The sequence below is a fragment of the Aeromonas sp. QDB11 genome, assembly GCF_027705265.1.
GTDB classification, from domain to species: domain Bacteria; phylum Pseudomonadota; class Gammaproteobacteria; order Enterobacterales; family Aeromonadaceae; genus Aeromonas; species Aeromonas allosaccharophila.
Genome location: NZ_JAPDBM010000046.1, coordinates 22,251 through 39,960 on the forward strand (window position 1 = coordinate 22,251; position 17,710 = coordinate 39,960).

General features: G+C 56.6%; 14 protein-coding genes and 1 pseudogene. 2 read left to right on the top strand and 13 right to left on the bottom strand.

Annotation, left to right across the window (positions count from 1 at the left end; all coding sequences use genetic code 11):
• Positions 1-6: 6 nt before the first annotated feature.
• The 7 genes and pseudogenes from OKC40_RS15335 to OKC40_RS15365 form a co-directional block, all read right to left on the bottom strand.
• Positions 7-1,638 carry a GNAT family N-acetyltransferase gene (locus OKC40_RS15335; RefSeq protein ID WP_270795830.1) on the bottom strand — a complete coding sequence of 544 codons (1,632 nt, stop codon included), beginning with the start codon at positions 1,636-1,638 and terminating at the stop codon, positions 7-9.
• A complete protein-coding gene (locus OKC40_RS15340) occupies positions 1,638-2,252 on the bottom strand; it encodes a glutathione S-transferase family protein (RefSeq protein ID WP_270795831.1) in 615 nt (204 codons plus the stop codon). Before OKC40_RS15340 ends, OKC40_RS15335 begins: the two co-directional genes overlap by 1 nt.
• Before the next feature lie 36 nt (positions 2,253-2,288).
• Positions 2,289-2,927, bottom strand: coding sequence for a pyridoxamine 5'-phosphate oxidase (gene pdxH, locus OKC40_RS15345; protein WP_042656206.1), 639 nt, complete (start codon positions 2,925-2,927; stop codon positions 2,289-2,291).
• Positions 2,928-3,067: 140 nt separating this feature from the next.
• Positions 3,068-3,403, bottom strand: coding sequence for a hypothetical protein (locus OKC40_RS15350; protein WP_270795833.1), 336 nt, complete (start codon positions 3,401-3,403; stop codon positions 3,068-3,070).
• A pseudogene (locus tag OKC40_RS15355) lies at positions 3,382-5,345 on the bottom strand (reprolysin-like metallopeptidase). The gene OKC40_RS15350 and the pseudogene OKC40_RS15355 overlap by 22 nt, the downstream one beginning before the upstream one ends.
• 252 nt (positions 5,346-5,597) lie before the next feature.
• Positions 5,598-5,927, bottom strand: a complete 330-nt coding sequence (locus tag OKC40_RS15360; RefSeq protein ID WP_270795837.1) for a hypothetical protein — start codon at positions 5,925-5,927, stop codon at positions 5,598-5,600.
• Entirely contained in the window at positions 5,924-7,903 is a 1,980-nt protein-coding gene (locus OKC40_RS15365; RefSeq protein ID WP_270795839.1) for a reprolysin-like metallopeptidase, read from the bottom strand. The genes OKC40_RS15360 and OKC40_RS15365 overlap by 4 nt, the downstream gene beginning before the upstream one ends.
• A 222-nt stretch (positions 7,904-8,125) precedes the next feature.
• Here OKC40_RS15365 and OKC40_RS15370 point away from each other — a divergent pair, with 222 nt between their 5' ends.
• Positions 8,126-9,337: an RsmB/NOP family class I SAM-dependent RNA methyltransferase gene (locus OKC40_RS15370; protein ID WP_270795841.1), complete on the top strand. Its 1,212-nt coding sequence runs from the start codon at positions 8,126-8,128 to the stop codon at positions 9,335-9,337.
• A gap of 106 nt (positions 9,338-9,443) precedes the next feature.
• On the opposite strand, the gene OKC40_RS15375 is transcribed toward OKC40_RS15370, so the two are convergent.
• The 6 genes from OKC40_RS15375 to OKC40_RS15400 all read right to left on the bottom strand — a co-directional run bounded on the left by OKC40_RS15375 (position 9,444) and on the right by OKC40_RS15400 (position 16,727).
• Positions 9,444-9,833, bottom strand: coding sequence for a RidA family protein (locus tag OKC40_RS15375; RefSeq protein WP_270795843.1), 390 nt, complete (start codon positions 9,831-9,833; stop codon positions 9,444-9,446).
• A 69-nt stretch (positions 9,834-9,902) separates the two neighbouring features.
• Complete coding sequence (gene pflB / locus OKC40_RS15380) at positions 9,903-12,197, bottom strand: formate C-acetyltransferase (RefSeq protein ID WP_270795844.1); 2,295 nt, start codon at positions 12,195-12,197, stop codon at positions 9,903-9,905.
• A gap of 44 nt (positions 12,198-12,241) precedes the next feature.
• A complete protein-coding gene (gene tdcD, locus OKC40_RS15385) occupies positions 12,242-13,600 on the bottom strand; it encodes a propionate kinase (RefSeq protein ID WP_270795846.1) in 1,359 nt (452 codons plus the stop codon).
• A gap of 50 nt (positions 13,601-13,650) precedes the next feature.
• Positions 13,651-14,982 carry a threonine/serine transporter TdcC gene (gene tdcC, locus OKC40_RS15390; protein ID WP_019444738.1) on the bottom strand — a complete coding sequence of 444 codons (1,332 nt, stop codon included), beginning with the start codon at positions 14,980-14,982 and terminating at the stop codon, positions 13,651-13,653.
• Positions 14,983-14,993: 11 nt separating this feature from the next.
• Positions 14,994-15,998 (bottom strand): bifunctional threonine ammonia-lyase/L-serine ammonia-lyase TdcB, encoded by a 1,005-nt coding sequence (gene tdcB / locus OKC40_RS15395; protein ID WP_270795848.1) that lies wholly within the window; start codon positions 15,996-15,998, stop codon positions 14,994-14,996.
• Positions 15,999-16,382: 384 nt separating this feature from the next.
• Entirely contained in the window at positions 16,383-16,727 is a 345-nt protein-coding gene (locus OKC40_RS15400) for a Grx4 family monothiol glutaredoxin (RefSeq protein ID WP_270795849.1), read from the bottom strand.
• 288 nt (positions 16,728-17,015) lie between these two features.
• On the opposite strand from OKC40_RS15400, the gene sodB reads away from it, so the two are divergent.
• Positions 17,016-17,600 (top strand): superoxide dismutase [Fe], encoded by a 585-nt coding sequence (gene sodB, locus OKC40_RS15405; RefSeq protein ID WP_075111992.1) that lies wholly within the window; start codon positions 17,016-17,018, stop codon positions 17,598-17,600.
• Positions 17,601-17,710 lie beyond the last annotated feature (110 nt).

Consider the following 17,710-nt stretch of genomic DNA (forward strand, 5'->3'; position numbering starts at 1 on the left):
CTGGTATTACTCCTCGTACAGCAGAGCAGGCATTATTCCACACAACGGCTGGTCACTCTGAGTACCTTTGTCCAAAAATGGGAGGGTGCACTCAGGAAAACGAGCTGCAAACTGCTGCTGCAAGGCTGACAGCGTAGCCGAGGTGACCCTGTTCATCGCCTCGCAGTAGGCCAGCCAAAAGACGGGCGCATCCTGCGCCAACCGCTCGAAGGTCAATTCGGGCGTTTGATGCCAGCAGCCATCCAGCTCGTCGACCAGCTCCGGCAGCTCCACCAGCAGCCGTAACTGCTCATAACGTATCTGCGGCGAGTCACCCTGGTCACCCAGCGCCTGCGCCAGCAATTGGTTGAACCAGTGGAGCCGTGATGCACGATCCTCGCGGCTGAGCAGTTCGGGCCCCTGGCGCTGCAGCGCAGCCAGTTGCAGCAGCCATGCCAGCCCCTGTTCATCCCGATCTTTGAGCAACACACCACCAAGATGGGACATCTGTTCCGGTTCAGCCTGATCCAGCAGATCAACGGGGTAACAGCGCAGCGTCAGCAACTGCTCAAGATGCGGCGAACAGCAGGGCTCCTCCCCCGTTCCGGTCTCATCCACAAAGAGCGAGATGGCCAGCTTGCCGTTGGCACTCTGCCGATTGCTCGTGGCGGGATCCCACAGGATCACCACGGCGATCCGCTCATCAGCAAGCCAGCAGGCAATTTCCTCGGGCAAGGAATTGGGCAAGGAGGAGGGAGCGCGATCCAGCCGCCAGTAGCTCACCTCGCACGGTTGACGACCGCTGAGCTGGCGCCGCCCGCGATAGTGCATCCCCAGTTTGGCCATCACCCGGCCGGAGGCTAAATTGTCCGGCATATGGCGAGCCGTCAGCGCTGGCAGTTGCAGTTGGTCAAAAGCGAACCCCTTGACCAAGCGTGCCGCCCGGGTGGCCAGACCGCGATTCTGCCAGGGCACGCCCACCCACCAGGCCAGCTCGCCATTCCAGTGCAGGGAGATCACCCCGACCAGCGCCGCACCTTGCTCCTCTGGCAAGGTGATGGCCCAACTCCAGCCAAGCCCAAGCGCCGCCTTGCGCCAGCTGAGCGCCAGCCAGTCGCGGGCCCCCTCCGGCGGATAGGGATGAGGAATATTAAGGGTGTAGCGAGCCAGCTCCTCGTCGCTGCAGTAGCGCACGATCTCGCGGTCATCGGCGGCCTGCAGTGGTCGCAGCACGACGCCTGATAGCGGATGCTCCTCAACCAGGGTCGGCACCGTCACGCGGCGCGCCAGCAGGCGATTTAGCACGGCGCCCAAATCGGCCTCGGGGGTGAGTGGCAGGTCAGCCCCCACCGGGCCAAGGGTCAGCAGCCCCTGCTCCCTGGCGAGGGTCAGCAGCGAGGTGGAGGCACTGATCAGGATCTGGCTGCTGGGATCGACATGAAAATCCGCCAGCAGATCACCATCGAGCCAGGCGGCCAGCAGAGCCCCCGGGCAGAGCACCCCGTCAGGGGGACAACTCGCCCAGGAAGCATCGCTTTGATCGAGGGAGGCCGCCGCCTTGCCCAGCAGCAGTTGCCAATGATGGCCTTGCCGCTGCCAGTGCTGCAACAGCGCAGCCCACTGCGGTTGCCACAGAGTCGCCTCGATCAGCAGTTCCATCAGCTGGCCTGACAGGCCGCAGGCAGCGTCAGGTGACGGGGGTGGGCTTCGATACGGGCGATCCAGCTACGGATAGCTGGCCACCCCTGCAAGGAGAAGATCCCCTCCTCTGCCACGTGGGTATAGGCATAAAGGGCGATATCGGCGATGGTCGGCGCATCGCCGCACAGGTAGGGGCTCTGTTTCAGTTGCTGCTCCATCACCGCCAGCGCCTTCTCGCCACCGGCTTTCAGCCCATCGAGCCGCGCCTCCTGCGACTCGGGGCGGCCGAGATAGTGAACGATAAAGCGGGCCACCGCGATATAGGGCTCATGACTGTACTGCTCGAAGAACAGCCACTTGAGCACCTCGGCCTGCTGGCGCGGATCGGTGGGCCACAAGGCGCTGCCTTGCGCCAGATAGAAGAGGATGGCGTTGGATTCCGCCAGCGCATCGCCTTGGCCCATCTCCAGCACCGGGATCTTGCCGTTGGGGTTCATGGCCAAAAAAGCGGGAGAACGGGTATCCCCCGCCTGAATATCCACCTCTACCCACTCAAGGGGCAGATCCAGCCAGCGGGCCAGCAGCCACACCTTGTAGCAGTTGCCGGAACGCAGATCACCATACAGACGCATACACACTCCTTGTGAAAACGGATTTGAACAGCGCGATCAGGGGGCCAGACGCTCGATATGCCAGCCATCCCCTTCGCGGGTGTAGTAGAAACGGTCGTGCAGCCGGTGTTCGCCACCCTGCCAGAACTCTACCGTCTCGATCACCACCCGGAAGCCGCCCCAGAAGCTCGGCAGCGGCACTTCGCCATTGGCAAACTTCTGCTTGAGCTCGAGGAACTTGGCCTCCAGCACGCCACGGGCCGAAATGCGGGTCGACTGCTTGGAGACCCATGCGGCGATCTGGCTATCCTTGGGACGGCTGTGGAAATACTTCATCACCTCGAAGGTGCTCATCTTCTCCACCCGGCCAGTCACATGAACCTGTCTGTCCAGCGTGTGCCAGGGGAAGAGCAGGCTGATACGGGGATTGCCTTCCAGCTGCTGCGCTTTGCGGCTGCCCATGTTGGTGTAAAAGACCATCCCCTGGGCGTCGTAGTGCTTGAGCAGCACGGTACGCTGCCAGGGCTGACCCTCGGCATCCACGGTCGCCACCACCATGGCAGTGGGGTCGGTCAGTTTGGCCTCACAAGCCTGCGCCAACCACTTCTCGAACAGCGCCAGCGGCTCGGCCGGCAGATCGGCCCGGTGCAGCCCGCCACGGGAGTATTCACGGCGCAGATCAGCAACATCCATCATCTTGATTTTCCTTCAAATAAATAATGGTTCCACGACCATCAAGAGAGTGACGCAGGCATTGTGCTCCGCCCGTCTGCCAGTGACAAGCCATAACACAGCGGGGAGGCAACTGCCTCCCCGCTGTGCTTACCTGCACACTATTACCTCTCAATCGCCTCCGGCATGCACTTTTCCAGCATCCGCCGGTTATGTCGGGTGGCATAGTCAATCCGTTGCTCGAACTCCGCCTCCTTGCCCATCTCAATGACATCACCGAACCCTTCCAGATAACGCACTCCGCATCGGGTCCTCGCTTCTGCTTGCCGTGACTCCACAACTCCCGGGGCCATACCGCCACGCCCGCCGCGCACGATGAGCCGATAATCCTGCGCGGCAAGGCTCTCCTCTATTGTCTCGGTCAGAGAGGCGGCCATAACCAGCCCTGTGCAGATATGCAAAAGCAGCAAACTGGCGACTAGCCGTAATATCTGCGCCATCCGGCTGCCCCTCCCATCAGGAGGATCACGATAAGACTCACAGCGCCACCACCACCGCCGCCACCCGCACTGTTATTGTTAATGACGGTTGCACTCTCCGTCGTGGCCGACGCATTACCTTTTATCCCATTGATAGAGAAAAAATATTATTGCTGCATGCCAACTTCAGCCTGGCCGTGCTGGTCAACGGTGCAGGCAACACCACACTGGCCGAGCCGTTATTGGCCAATCCGCTTGCCAGCGTCGTCCAGCTAGACCCGCCATTCTGTGTCAGTGCCAAATCCACGCGAGAGCAGTTAATGGGGGGCTGATCGGTCCCTGCAACATCCCATGTCACCATCTGGGTACTACCCGCCACCATGGTGCCGATCTGCGGGGCTGTGATGGCAAATGCCGCGCCGGTATTGATCACCTGAACCACCATTTCATCACTGCTCACCGCCCCCTGCCCATCGCGCACGGTAAGGCGGAACTGAAGGTTACGATTGGTCGCAGGCCACGCCTCTCCTTTGGCCAATACACCCGAGATCAGCGAGCTCATGGCGGGCAAGGTTCTACGGGGATCCGATGTCGGAGAGACAAAACGAAACAGCGGGCGGGTTCCATAATCCACCATGGTCGCCACACTGTAGGATGCACTGCCAAGATCAACCTGCTCCCAGGTGTAACTCAGGGGATTACCGTCCAAATCCAGCGCGCTGCCAACCAGTGTGAAAGGGGTATTGGCGGGGATCACCCGATCGCCCCCCGCATCCACGACCGGCGCGTTATTGGCAAGCGCCAGATCTGTGCCGCAGGAGGGCAAAGAGGCCATCAGGGTGCGCATCTGCTCGATCGACTTGCTGTGAAAAAAAGGCGCGCTGTTAACCTGCAGATTCTCTTCACCACAGATCCCGGCATAGGCCATGATGGTCGAGCCACTGCCCGGCTCCCAGGCTGAGTCAGCCTTGCGACCCGTCGCACAACTGTCGGCTGTGCCGTTGAAAGAGTGTTCGGCCCCCAACTGATGCCCCAGCTCATGCGCCACATAATCAATAAAGAAGGCATCGCCGACAGGCGGTGAGCCACCCGTCATGCCCCGTGAACGGCTGAAGGGGTTACACAGGGATCTCAGGGTCGCCACCCCGCCACCGGATGTCGCCAGCAGATGGCCCAAATCAAAGGTTGGATTTAACAGTAGCCCCTGATGGGTCTGGTTGATGGCGATATCCTGGGTCGAGTTGGTGAAGGGATCCGTTGCCGGATCGGTGAAAATCACCTTGTCCGTATCGGCTGCAAGCTGAAACTCGGCCCCCACATCACGGCGATAGACTTCGTTGACCCGATTAAGCAGTGTTGCAATAGCCGAAAGTGCTGCGGCCTTGGTACCACCGTGATACTGGGTATATTCCCCCGTTGCCGAGATGGCGATGGTGTAGCGCTTACGCAAATTGCCATCGACCAGCACGGCCCGCTCGCGATCGGCCCCCAGAGAATCCAGCACCTGATCCACATCCTGTCGGCGCCAGGCATCTTGCTGCTCATAAACGGCATAGGAGAAACCGTCCTGAAGCGGATCGATGTAAAAGGTACGCCCCCGGTGAGTAAACATACCGTGAAAACCATGGATGGTGACATCGAATCGACCGGTATCCGTGGCCTGATCGATGGCCTTGCCATTGTAGGTATTGATAGAAGGGTAACGTAGGGCCAACGCGTCAGGGAGCAGGGCATTGGGATGAACATCAAACTGCACCGTAGTGCCATCTGGGAGTGGCAAGGTCAACACACTGGCAAGGTGCTCAGGTTCAAAAGGCTTGTCCGGAACGACAACTCTGACCTTGTCGGCTCGCACATCATAGGCGCCCCCCCTTGCCACGCTCTCATCCATGAAGGTCCACTGGGGTTCTGCCGCAACCTGAACAGACAAACTGGTGATAATCACCGCAATGCCATGCTTCATAGAGCCTCCTTGCCCTACCTTGGTGATCCCAAGTATGGTGCAGCGTAAATGGCCGATCGGCGTGACAGACAGAAAAGAAAATCCGCACAAAACCGCTATCACGCTTAAAAATCCTGCTACTACCGATCCCCACACCTCCGGTGAAACAAGCGGACTCCGTTCAAAAGCGGAAAAAAATGAAGGCGCCATTGGCGCCTTCACGGATAACCTGGGGGCAGAAGTGCCCCTCATCTGGATGGATATATTGGTGTATTACGGCTTGTCAGCACCCGATGCTGCCGGGCAATGCGTCACCATGAGCTGGTTATACTCGCTGGCATAAGCGCTCAGCCTGGCATGTGCCTCTTTCTGCTCGGGTCTTATCACATCACCCAACCCATCCAGATAACGCACGCCGCAGCGCGCCTTTGCCTCTGCCTGCTGCTCGGCTGCAATACCGGGGGCGAACTCTCCCCGCCCGGCTATCACTATCAGGCGGTAATCCTGCCTGGCGAGGTTTGCCCCCACCTCCTGTTCCAACGTGCTGGCATCGACCTGACAGCCACCTAGCATGGCAAGCAGCAACAGGGGAATACCCCTCATGTGCGCCTCCGTTGCCAGCCAAGCAGCGCCAGTGCCAGCGTCCACAATCCGAGCGACCCGCCACCACCACCGCCACCTGAATTAGAGCCACCTTGTACCAAAGGCAGTTTGAGGGGGCTGATGGCAAAGAAGATGTTGTCGCTGCAAGCCACTTTCAGCCTGACGCTGCTGGTGAGATTGGCGGGCAGCGTCACCGTTGCAGCTCCATTGTTGGGCTGACCGGCCGCCAGGGTTGTCCAGCTCGCACCCTCATCCTGGGTCACCGAGATGTCCACCTTGCTGCAACTGATAGGTGCCACCGTGGTGCCCGCCACATCCCATGCCACTGCCTGACTGGCACCCGGAGTGAGGGTAACCCCATAAAACGGGTTGGTGATGCGAAATGCCGCGCCGGTATTGATCACTTGCACTTTCATGTCATCGCTGGCAACTCCCCCCTGACCATCACGCACCGTCAGTCTGAAGTTGAGATCCCGGTTGGTGGTCGGCCAAGCTTCACCTTTGGCGAGAGTACCGGAAAGCAACGATGGCAAGCTTGGCAAAGTCCGCTCGGCAGAGCTGGTGGGAGAGACAAAACGAAACAGCGGCCGGGTTCCATCGTCAATCATGGTGGCGGCACTGCTCGATTCAGTACCCAGATCGATCTGCTCCCAGTTGTAGAGCAGAGAATCTTTATCCAAATCTCCACCCGCCCCTTTCAACATAAAGGCCGTATTGGTAGGGATCACATAGTCCCCCCCTGCTGCCGCCTGCGGGGCATTATTGCTCAACGGGAGAGTAGTTCCGCAAGTCGATACGTTCGCCATGTGCGCCCGCATCTGTTCGATGGATTTGCTATGGAAGTAAGGCTCACTATTGGCCTGAATATTCTCGTCACCACAAATGCCGGCATAGGCCATGATGGAGCTGCCACTGCCCGGTTCATATGCCTGTGTATCAGCCCTATTGCCACCACCGCAACTGTCCGTGGTACCGTTAAAGGTGTGGTCGGCACCGAACTGGTGGCCAATTTCATGGGCCACATAGTCAACGAAAAAGGCATCCCCCACCGGCGTGGGTGAGCCCGACATCCCGCTCGACTTCTGGTTGTTACAGAGCACAGCCAAACCGGCCAGCCCGCCACCGCCGGTATTCAGAACATGGCCGATATCAAAATTGCCTACCAAACCTTTATTAACAAAATAATCAGCTTGCACCCCGATATTGGTATCAGCATCCGTATCATCATTGGCGAACGGATCGCTGGCAGGATCGGTAAAGATCAGGTTGTCATTGCCACTGGCCAGCACGAATTCGGCGCCCACATCCCGTTGATAGACCTGATTGATCCGGCTGAGCAAGGTGGTGATAGCTGCCAAGGTGAGCACTTTGGAACCACCGTGGTAGCGGGTAAATTCCCCCGTCGTCGAAATGGCGATGGTATATTGCTTGCGGACATTGCCATCCACTTGCACCTTGCGCACCCGCTTGCTGATCTGCGAACCAATGATCTTGTCCGCCTCATCTTCCAGCCGACTATGGGCATCTTGCTGGTAATAGACGGCATACCCTTCGGCATTGCGCAGCGGATCGACAAACACCATCTGGCCCTGATGGCTGAACATGGCGTGGAAACCCTGTGGCCCCAGATCGAAGCGCCCGGTATCGACCGAATGCGCCGGGTTGTAGCCCTTGAAGGTGCGGATCTGCGGATACTTGGCTGCAAGGTCTGCGGGCAGCACGTCGTAAGCTTCCAACGCAAAGGTAACCTCCCCCCCATCGGGCAGCGGCAGGGTCAGCTCACTCGCCCCGGCTTTCAGTCCGGCAAAATAGTCGAGCGGCACCTTGGCAACCCGAAACTGATTGGCCCGCACTTCATAACCTTGCTCAGCAGTCGCTCTGGCGGCTATCGTGCTCCACTCGCCAGCCATCAGGCTGGTTGAGCCCAGCATGCTGGCCATCAGCAAGGCAACCGTAGAGTATTTCGTCACATGCATTGTTTTTAGTCCTTGTATTAATGCAATCGCCTGAATTGCGGCCTGTACTTTATTTTTATTCGGCCACATCAATACAAAGCTGAAGCAACCCTTTCCACCATTCCCGAGTGGGAGTGTTGCGCCAACCCCGTCTAACCCCTATCATTGCGCGGATTTGTCAATTTTAGAACTGCCCCTCTTCACAAAGGTTCGGTTCATCTTTATCTGGCCAAGGTTAATCTCATGCTCAAATCCCCACTGTTGCCCCGTTTCGGGGATCTGGTCGTTGCCATTGTTGACGATGTACTCGGTCAGGGTCTCACCCTCGACCGCGCTTATGCCCGTCACTTCTCCGGCATCGAACTCAAACCGCAAGAACAGGCAAGGATTGCCCTGGTCACCGGCGACCTGCTGCGTCGTCTCAGCCTCTATTGCTTCCTGACCGGCATTCAGGTCCGTCAGGCCGAAAAGAATGTCTGGCCGCTGCTGCACAGCTGGCACGCCTTCCACAAGATTGCCCAGCCCAACAACCCGACCCTGGATCGCTTCAATGAAGATGCCTTCCGCCGCCGTCTGACCGAGGCGAAGAAGAACCCGGTATTGATGGATGGTTGCCCGAGCTGGCTGGAGAAACTGGGCAGCGAGCAACTGGGTGAAGCCTGGCCTGCCGAGCGTGCCGCCTTGGCCTGGATGCCCAAGCGTTACCTGCGGGTCAACACCCTCAAGTGCACCCGTGATGAGCTGCAGGCCATTCTGGCCAAAGAGCAGGTCACCACCATTCCGGTTGATGGTGTGGAGACTGCCCTGCAGGTCACCTCCGACGCAGCCCTGTTCCGCACCAAGGCCTTTGCCGATGGCTGCTTCGAACAGCAGGACGCAGGCTCCCAGCTGGTTGCTGCGGCGCTGGAAGTCACCCCTGGCATGCGCGTCATCGACGCCTGCGCCGGTGCCGGTGGCAAGACCCTGCACATCGCCGCCATGATGCAGGGCAAAGGCCGTCTGCTGGCGATGGATGTGGAAGAGTGGAAGCTGGAGAACCTCAAGCAGCGTGCCCGCCGCGCCGGCGCCCACAACGTGGAGACCCGGGTCATCACCAGCAGCAAGACCGTCAAGCGCCTCAAAGAGAGCGCGGATCGCCTGCTGCTGGACGTCCCCTGCTCCGGTCTTGGCGTGCTCAAGCGAAATCCGGATGCCAAGTGGCGCGATACCGCCGAGCGTCTGCCGGTGCTGGTCGCCCTGCAGGAAGAGATCCTGCAGCGCTACAGCCAGATGGTGAAAGTGGGCGGCATGCTGGTTTACGCTACCTGCTCCATCCTGCCCGAGGAGAACCGCCAACAGGTGGACAAGTTCCTCGCCGCCAACGAAAACTTCCGCCTGCTCGGTGATCACACCGTGAGTCCGGCGGCTACCGGTTTCGACGGTTTCTATCTGGCGCGCATCGAGCGGATCGCCTGATCCAGAATGGCCCACTCCTTGCGCCCTTATCGCGCAAGGCGGGTTCGATGAAAAAAGAGCGGCAGCCCTCGGGCTGCCGCTCTTTTTATTGATAAGGATCGCCGCGTCAGGACTCCAGCGCAGCAATTGCCTCTATCTCGATCTTCACATCCTTGGGCAGGCGGGCCACCTCCACGCAGGAGCGCGCTGGATACATGGCATCGTGCTCGGTGAAAAAGTCGTTGTAGACCCGGTTGACCGCAGCAAAGTCATTCAGATCGGAGACGAACACCGTGGTCTTGAAGATATTGCGCACCTCACCGCCTGCCGCCTCGACAATCGCCTTTACGTTTTGCAGGGAGCGCAGGGTTTGCGCTTCGATACCCTCTGCAATGTCGCCGCTTACCGGGTCCAGCGGGATCTGGCCGGAGGTGTAGAGGATGTTGCCAATCCGGGTGCCCTGCACATAGGGGCCGATGGCGCCTGGCGCCGCTTTGGTAGTGATAACCTGTCGCATCTGTTACTTCCTCGTGCTGACAAACAAAAAGTAGGCCCGGAGCAAACCTGCTCACCCCGGGCATCAGAGTTACATCATGTTGGTGAAGGTTCTGGAGATGACGTCCTGCTGCTGCTCGCGGGTCAGGGCGTTGAAGCGCACCGCATAGCCGGAGACACGGATGGTCAGGCTGGGGTACTTATCCAGATTCTCGATGGCATCCAGCAGCATCTCGCGGTTCATCACGTTGACGTTGAGGTGCTGGCCTCCTTCCACATCCCGCTCATGATGGAAGTAGCCATCCATCAACCCCACCAGATTGTTCTCGCGATTGGCCGGCTCCTTGCCGAGCGCCCCCGGCACGATGGAGAAGGTGTAGGAGATCCCGTCCTTGGCATATTTGAACGGCAGCTTGGCCACCGAAGCGAGCGAAGCGATCGCTCCCTTGCGATCCCGACCGTGCATCGGGTTGGCCCCCGGCGCAAACGGCGCACCGGCGCGGCGGCCATCCGGGGTATTGCCGGTCTTCTGGCCATACACCACGTTGGAGGTGATGGTCAGGATCGACTGGGTCGGCACCGCATTGCGGTAGGTCGGCAGCGCCTGGATCTTCTTCATGAAGCGTTCGACCAGATCGCAGGCGATAGAGTCGGCCCGCTCGTCATTGTTGCCGTACTGGGGATACTCCCCTTCAATCACGAAATCGACCGCCAGCCCGTCAGCATCGCGCACCGGCTTGACCCGGGCGTACTTGATGGCCGCCAGCGAATCGACCGCCACCGACAGACCGGCGATACCGCAGGCCATGGTGCGATAGACGTCGCGATCGTGCAGCGCCATCAGGGAAGCCTCGTAGCTGTACCTGTCGTGCATGTAGTGGATAAGGTTGAGCGCGCTGATGTACTGCACCGCCAGCCAGTCCATAAAGCTGTCGAGGCTGGCCATGACAGTGTCGTAATCCAGCACCTCGTCCATGATGGGCGCCACTTTCGGGCCGACCTGGATCTTCAGCTTCTCGTCCACCCCACCGTTGATGCAGTAGAGCAGGGTTTTGGCGAGGTTGGCGCGGGCACCGAAGAACTGCATCTGCTTGCCGATCACCATGGGGCTCACGCAGCAGGCGATGGCGTAGTCATCGCTCTCGAAGTCGGTGCGCATCAGGTCATCGTTCTCATACTGCAGGGATGAGGTATCGATGGAGACGCGGGCCGCATAGCTCTTGAAGGCCCGCGGCAGCCCTTCCGCCCAGAGGATGGTGAGGTTGGGCTCGGGCGCCGGCCCCATGGTCTTGAGGGTGTGGAGGTAGCGGAAGGAGTTCTTGGTCACCAGGGTGCGACCATCCAGCCCCATGCCGCCGATCACCTCGGTCGCCCAGATGGGATCGCCGGAGAAGAGGGAATCAAACTCGGGGGTACGCAGGAAACGCACCATGCGGATCTTCATGATGAAGTGATCGACCAGCTCCTGGGCATCCTGCTCGCTGATGAGCCCCGACTTCAGATCCCGCTCGATATAGATGTCGAGGAAGGTGGCGGTACGGCCGAGGGACATGGCGCCGCCATTTTGCGACTTCACTGCCGCCAGATAGGCAAAGTAGAGCCACTGCACCGCCTGCTGGGCAGTGCGTGCCGGCCCGGAGATGTCAAAGCCGTAGTTGGCCGCCATCTGCTTGATCTGCACCAGTGCCCGCTTGTGCTCGGCCAGCTCCTCGCGCTGGCGGATCACCTGCTCCAGCTGCTCTCCCCGCTCGAGAGCCGGTTGCAGATCGGCAAACTGCAGCTCCCGCTCACGGATTAGATAATCTATGCCATAAAGCGCGACCCGACGATAATCTCCGATAATGCGACCACGACCGTAACCATCCGGCAAACCGGTCAATACCCCTGACTTTCGGCAGCGCAACATCTCGGGAGAGTAGACGTCGAACACTCCCTGATTATGGGTTTTTCGCAATTCGCTAAAGGTATATTCAAAATCGGGATCCATCTCCCGGCCATACGCTTCAAAAGAGCTGCGGATCATATTTACGCCGCCAAACGGGTGCAGCGCTCTTTTAAGGGGCTTGTCGGTTTGCAGGCCAACGATTTTTTCCAGCCCCTGTTCGATATAACCCGGCCCGTGGGCGGTGATGGTCGTGGCAATATTGGTATCAAAATCGACCGGCGCGTGGGTAGCATTCTCGATACGGATCCCCTCCATCACCTTGTTCCATAAAGTGGTGGTCGCTTCGGTCGCATCTGCTAAAAACTGTTCGTCACCTTCATAGGGGGTGTAGTTCTGCTGGATAAAATCACGGACGTTGATCTCGTGCTTCCAGTTTTCACCGGCAAACCCTTGCCATGCCTGACGGAATTTATCCTGATCCAATTGCATATCAACTTTCATCAAATAAACCTCATTCACTACTCATGACACTACAGTGGAAGATGTCAGACGCACTCGGCCTGACGAACCTGCTGCCCCAGACGAATGGCATCCAGCGCGATCATTTTCTCTTCATTGGTGGGAATAACCGCCGCCAGCACCATGGACTCTGCCGCCGAAATTACCCGGCAGCCCTCGCTATTGGGACGCTGGTTAAACGGCTCGCTGATCGCTACGCCAAATACCTGAAGTCGTTCGCATACCAGCTTTCTTACAAAGGCCGAGTTTTCGCCGATCCCGCCGGTGAAAATAACGGCATCCAGTCGGCGCAATGAGGTGGCATGACCACCGATATGGCGGGCAATACGATGGGCAAAGGCGTGGATCGCCAATTTCGCCCCGGGATGTCCTTCGTGATAGGCAGCTTCCAATACCCGCATATCTGAGGAGAGCCCCGAAATACCCAGCAGGCCGGACTGCTTATTCAATACCCGCTCGATATCCTCGATGGATTGTCCTGTCTTGCTGGCGATATAGGCCAGCGCGCCAAAATCGATATCGCCGCTGCGGCTGCCCATGATCAACCCCTCCAGCGGCGTCATCCCCATCGAGGTATCGACGCTCTTGCCATCCTGTACAGCGCAAATAGAGGCGCCATTGCCCAGATGGGCGATGACCAGACCGGCATGCTGCTCATCCAGCCCCATAAATACGCAAGCCTGCTCGGCGACATAGCGATGGGAGGTACCGTGGAAGCCATAGCGGCGCACGCCGTAATCCTGCAAATATTGGTAAGGCAGCCCATATATATAAGCTTCCGGCTTGAGGGTCTGGTGAAAGCCGGTATCAAATACCGCAATTTGGGGCTGGTTGGGAAATAGCTGGCGGGCGGCCATCACGCCGCTTAAATTGGCGTGATTGTGCAGGGGAGCCAAGGGTGACACCTGCTTGATTTTGGCCAATACATGTTCATCAATGATCACGGCTTCACTAAATTCACTACCACCATGAGCAATTCGATGACCAACCAGTGCAATGGCATCCAGCAGATCCCGTTTTTTCAATTCCGCCGCGATGGCAGCCAATGCACAGGTGTGGTTATTTTCAGGTAATGACATAGCGGGCTCTTTACCCACTTGCAATTGGGGATGGGCCGTCTCAATACCATCCGCCATACCGGATATCACCACCTCGCAGGTTTTACTGTCCAGTACCGAGAATTTGACCGACGAAGAGCCGCAATTGATAACCAGAACCAACGAATCAAACTTCATTACATCGCCTCGATATTTATGATGTCGAGTCACTGCAGTCAGAACATATTTACCACTGAGTGTGGTGGCCAAATCACGGATAGCCTTGCCCTGGGCCCACATAATTGGGCCAACCAAGAACAGGTTATTGCGCACTTCTGACTGCGCCATGCAGACCCCGCCAGGGGGCCTGAATGGCTGATGACTTGCAGAAAAGGTTTTCAGAACAGCTTGGAAACTATATTCAGGATGGTCAGTACACCGATGATGGTGACAAACAGGTTGCTGGCCTGACCTTTATATTTTGCAAGTGCCGGTGTCTTGCTCACCGCATACATCGGCAGCAGACAGAGCAGGGAAGCGATGATTGGCGCCCCCATTGCCTCAATCAGGTCGAGGATGTTGGGGTTCACATAAGCGACCAGCCAGGTCGAACCCATGATGAACAACATACTGACCATGTTGAGTTTTTTACTGGAAACCTTGCTCTTGTCGCCCTGGTAGCCAAAGCGGAGGATAAGACCATTCAACCCTTCCAGCGTCCCCAGATAGTGGCCAAAGAAGGATTTGAAGATGGCAACCAGCGCAATGATGGACGCCGCATACTCCAAAGTGGTGGCAAACGCAGACTTGCTGCCCGTCATTGAGGAGAAGTGGTTGGCCAGATAGGAGAGCACCGGAATGTTCTGGGCTTTGGCTTCCGCCATATTTTGCGGTGACAGGGTAAAGAGGCAGCTGAAGGCAAAGAACATCACCACGGCCACCATCAGCATGCTGGCACCGGAGATAATCTTCGAGCAGCGCTTCTCGGTAAAATCACGCCCGAACTCCTGCTCATACTCTTCCCGTTTGGAGACAATGAAAGAGGAGACAATCGGCGAGAAGTTGAAGGAGAAGACCATGATGGAGATCCCCAGCCAGACGGTAACCAGAATACCATCGTGACCAAACATCGATATCTCGCTCAGATTGACCTGATCAAAGACGGCACTGTTCCAGTACGGGACGAGGGAGAGAGAGATAACGATCAAACTGGCAATAAAGGGAAAGACCAGATAGCTCATCACCTTGACCATCAGATCTTTACCGAAGTAGATCACGAATGCCATCAACATCAACAATGCCAGTGCAACCACACCTCGATTAAGCGGAACCAACTGTAGTTGATGCTCCCAAAATGCCATAAAAGTATTGGTGATCGTCACACCATATATCCACAGCAGTGGGCAAATGGCAAAGAAATAGAGGAAGGTAATTACTACTCCACCCATTTTGCCAAAATGCTCTTCAACGGTCTCGGTAATATTTGCCGATGGATTACTGCCAGAAAGACATAATCTGGCCAACGCCCTGTGGCAATAAAATGCAATGGGGTAAGCCAGCACCAGCATGATTAATATTGGGATCAGGCCACCATATCCGGCCCGGATTGGAAAGAACAAGACCCCCGCCCCGATAGCAGTACCGAACAGACCTAATCCCCATGTGGTATCCGATTTACGCCATGCACGCGTATTCTCTTTACTGCCGGTGACAACACTGTCTAATATCATGACTGCATTCCTTACAGGCTAAATTGACGAATATTGTTCTGTTCGATAATTTCGGCGATCCGGGTCAGATCAATATTGCCACCCGAAATAATGCTGACGGTCTTTTTACCTTCGACATAATGTTTCAGCTTGCCACTGAGCAGCGCTGCCGAGGCCAGAGCTCCCGCCCCTTCGGTAATCACCTTGTTGCGCTGAATAAGGTCAACCATGCTATGACGAATATCATCCTCGGTGACCAGTACAATATCATCCACCAATTGTTTGACGATTTCGAAGGTCAGTGAACCGGGTCTTGCCACATCACAGCCATCGGCCAGCGTGCTGCTGGTTCTGTGATTGGTCATGGTACCGGCATAGAAAGAGGCCGCCATACCGTGCACATTCTCGGATTGCACACCAATCACCTTGATGGTCGGATTAATAGATTTGATAGCCATGGCAACACCAGCAATCAAACCACCGCCACCGATCGGCACTATGATGTTATCGACATCATACAAATCTTCGATAATTTCCAGGCCAATGGTGCCCTGGCCGGCAATCACTTTTGCATCGTCGAAGGGGGGGATAAATACGCGGCCTTCCATTTCCACGATTTCGCTGACTTTGGCAATGGTGTCATTGAAGCTATTTCCATGGAGGATCACTTTGGCTGAATAGTCACTGGTTGCAGCAATTTTTGATTTGGGGGCACAGCAAGGCATGACCACCTTGGCATCAATTCCTAGCATAGCACTGGAGAGTGATACACCTTGGGCATGATTGCCCGCCGAGCAGGCGACAACACCTTTTTGTCGGTCTTCAAGACTTAATGAACTGAGTTTATTGAAGGCACCACGGATTTTAAACGACCCGGTACGTTGCATATTTTCCAGCTTAAGGTAAACCTCGCCATGGCAACGTTCGCTGATGTAGTTAGAGGGTAGTTGCACGGTCTTGTATATATGATTGGTCAGTCTTTTTTTGGCTTCAGTAATATCATGAAGACCAATGGGCAGATTGCTATACATCTTCATCGCAAATCTCTTTTTATTTATTAATTTGTAGGGTTTTATTTCACAGGGCGAAGCGATACTAGGTTCTATCACTTGCAATTAATGTGAGCATAAACACAAAAAAACATGCAAAGAGACTAGCTCATTGTGAAATTATCAAAACATGTGACAACGGCAACACTCGAATCCCAATGGATTAGAAAATATAATCAAACACGCTGAAATTATATAATTAACAACTACCAAACAAAGCATTAAAGATTAGATTTATTAATGCAAAAACTGCTCTGTCATTCCGTCCCTATGAGCGCAGATATCCTGCTCGCGATGTTTGCACCGCTCGGGTAGTTGGCAAATAAAAAAGGGAGCCATTATGGCTCCCTTTTCAGCGATGTGAACACCCGCTTACTCTGCGGCGGCGTCATCCTGCTTGTACTTGGCGGCAGTTTCCTTGATCAGGGTCTGCAACTCGCCAGCCTGGAACATCTCAATCATGATGTCACTGCCGCCGATCAGCTCACCCTCAACCCACAGCTGGGGGAAGGTCGGCCAGTTGGCGAATTTTGGCAATTCGGCGCGGATATCCGGATTTTGCAGGATATCAACGTATGCAAACGGCTCGCCGCAGGACATCAGAGCCTGGGAGGCCTGGGCAGAGAAGCCACAGCTGGGTAGCTTGGGGGAGCCCTTCATGTAGATGATGATGGGGTTGTCAGCCAGCTGCTGCTTAATCTTTTCAATAGTTTCCATAGGTGCCTCACTAGAGCGATTTCGGCCGCCATTCTACTGCAATCTTGCCCGAGCACAAACTGACAAAGGGGTGACCCGGTTAGAATTGCGTAAAGAACCCACTCAGGCTTGATCGCGATCATGGCGCCAATCAAGAGTTGTTAGGCCATCTTTGATACTGCTACAATCCCTTGGCTTTGGGCTACCCAGCCCCATCATTTTAAAAACAACTCTTTTCACATATAGAAAAGAGTACGCAATGTCTTGCAACCGTCGCCTTCGCACGGTCCAGCCAATGGAGAGTAGAAAATGGCATTCGAACTTCCCGCTCTGCCCTATGCAATCAACGCTCTGGAACCGCACATCTCCCAGGAAACTCTGGAATATCACCACGGCAAGCACCACAACACCTACGTGGTCAACCTGAACAATCTGGTGCCGGGTACCGAGTTTGAAGGCAAGTCTCTGGAAGAGATCATCAAGACCTCCAACGGTGGCATCTTCAACAACGCCGCCCAGATCTGGAACCACACCTTCTACTGGCACTGCCTCTCCCCGAATGGCGGTGGCGAGCCGACTGGCGCACTGGCTGATGCCATCAACAAGGCATTCGGCTCCTTCGCCGAGTTCAAAGATGCCTTCACCAAGTCCGCCATCGGCAACTTCGGTTCCAGCTGGACTTGGCTGGTGAAGAAGGCTGACGGCTCTCTGGCCATCGTCAACACCTCCAACGCCGGTTGCCCGCTGACCGAAGCCGGTACCACCCCGCTGCTGACCGTTGACCTGTGGGAGCATGCCTACTACATCGATTTCCGCAACCTGCGTCCGAAGTACATGGAAACCTTCTGGACCCTGGTGAACTGGGAATTCGTGGCCAAGAACCTGGCTGCCTAATCAGCCTCGCTTGCCAAAACGCCCCGCACTGCGGGGTAATGCCAGTCAGTTAAGCCTGACTGGCATTGTTTTTATTGGCTTTTTTCACACTATACCTCTGGGGCCTTGGC

What these genes read in the sequence shown, in the direction of transcription:
- OKC40_RS15335 (WP_270795830.1), bottom strand. Translation starts at nt 1,638, where the DNA reads ATGGAACTGCTGATCGAGGCGACTCTGTGGCAACCGCAGTGGGCTGCG.
- OKC40_RS15340 (WP_270795831.1), bottom strand. Translation starts at nt 2,252, where the DNA reads ATGCGTCTGTATGGTGATCTGCGTTCCGGCAACTGCTACAAGGTGTGG.
- pdxH (WP_042656206.1), bottom strand. Translation starts at nt 2,927, where the DNA reads ATGATGGATGTTGCTGATCTGCGCCGTGAATACTCCCGTGGCGGGCTG.
- OKC40_RS15350 (WP_270795833.1), bottom strand. Translation starts at nt 3,403, where the DNA reads ATGGCGCAGATATTACGGCTAGTCGCCAGTTTGCTGCTTTTGCATATC.
- OKC40_RS15360 (WP_270795837.1), bottom strand. Translation starts at nt 5,927, where the DNA reads ATGAGGGGTATTCCCCTGTTGCTGCTTGCCATGCTAGGTGGCTGTCAG.
- OKC40_RS15365 (WP_270795839.1), bottom strand. Translation starts at nt 7,903, where the DNA reads ATGCATGTGACGAAATACTCTACGGTTGCCTTGCTGATGGCCAGCATG.
- OKC40_RS15370 (WP_270795841.1), top strand. Translation starts at nt 8,126, where the DNA reads ATGCTCAAATCCCCACTGTTGCCCCGTTTCGGGGATCTGGTCGTTGCC.
- OKC40_RS15375 (WP_270795843.1), bottom strand. Translation starts at nt 9,833, where the DNA reads ATGCGACAGGTTATCACTACCAAAGCGGCGCCAGGCGCCATCGGCCCC.
- pflB (WP_270795844.1), bottom strand. Translation starts at nt 12,197, where the DNA reads ATGAAAGTTGATATGCAATTGGATCAGGATAAATTCCGTCAGGCATGG.
- tdcD (WP_270795846.1), bottom strand. Translation starts at nt 13,600, where the DNA reads ATGGCGCAGTCAGAAGTGCGCAATAACCTGTTCTTGGTTGGCCCAATT.
- tdcC (WP_019444738.1), bottom strand. Translation starts at nt 14,982, where the DNA reads ATGATATTAGACAGTGTTGTCACCGGCAGTAAAGAGAATACGCGTGCA.
- tdcB (WP_270795848.1), bottom strand. Translation starts at nt 15,998, where the DNA reads ATGAAGATGTATAGCAATCTGCCCATTGGTCTTCATGATATTACTGAA.
- OKC40_RS15400 (WP_270795849.1), bottom strand. Translation starts at nt 16,727, where the DNA reads ATGGAAACTATTGAAAAGATTAAGCAGCAGCTGGCTGACAACCCCATC.
- sodB (WP_075111992.1), top strand. Translation starts at nt 17,016, where the DNA reads ATGGCATTCGAACTTCCCGCTCTGCCCTATGCAATCAACGCTCTGGAA.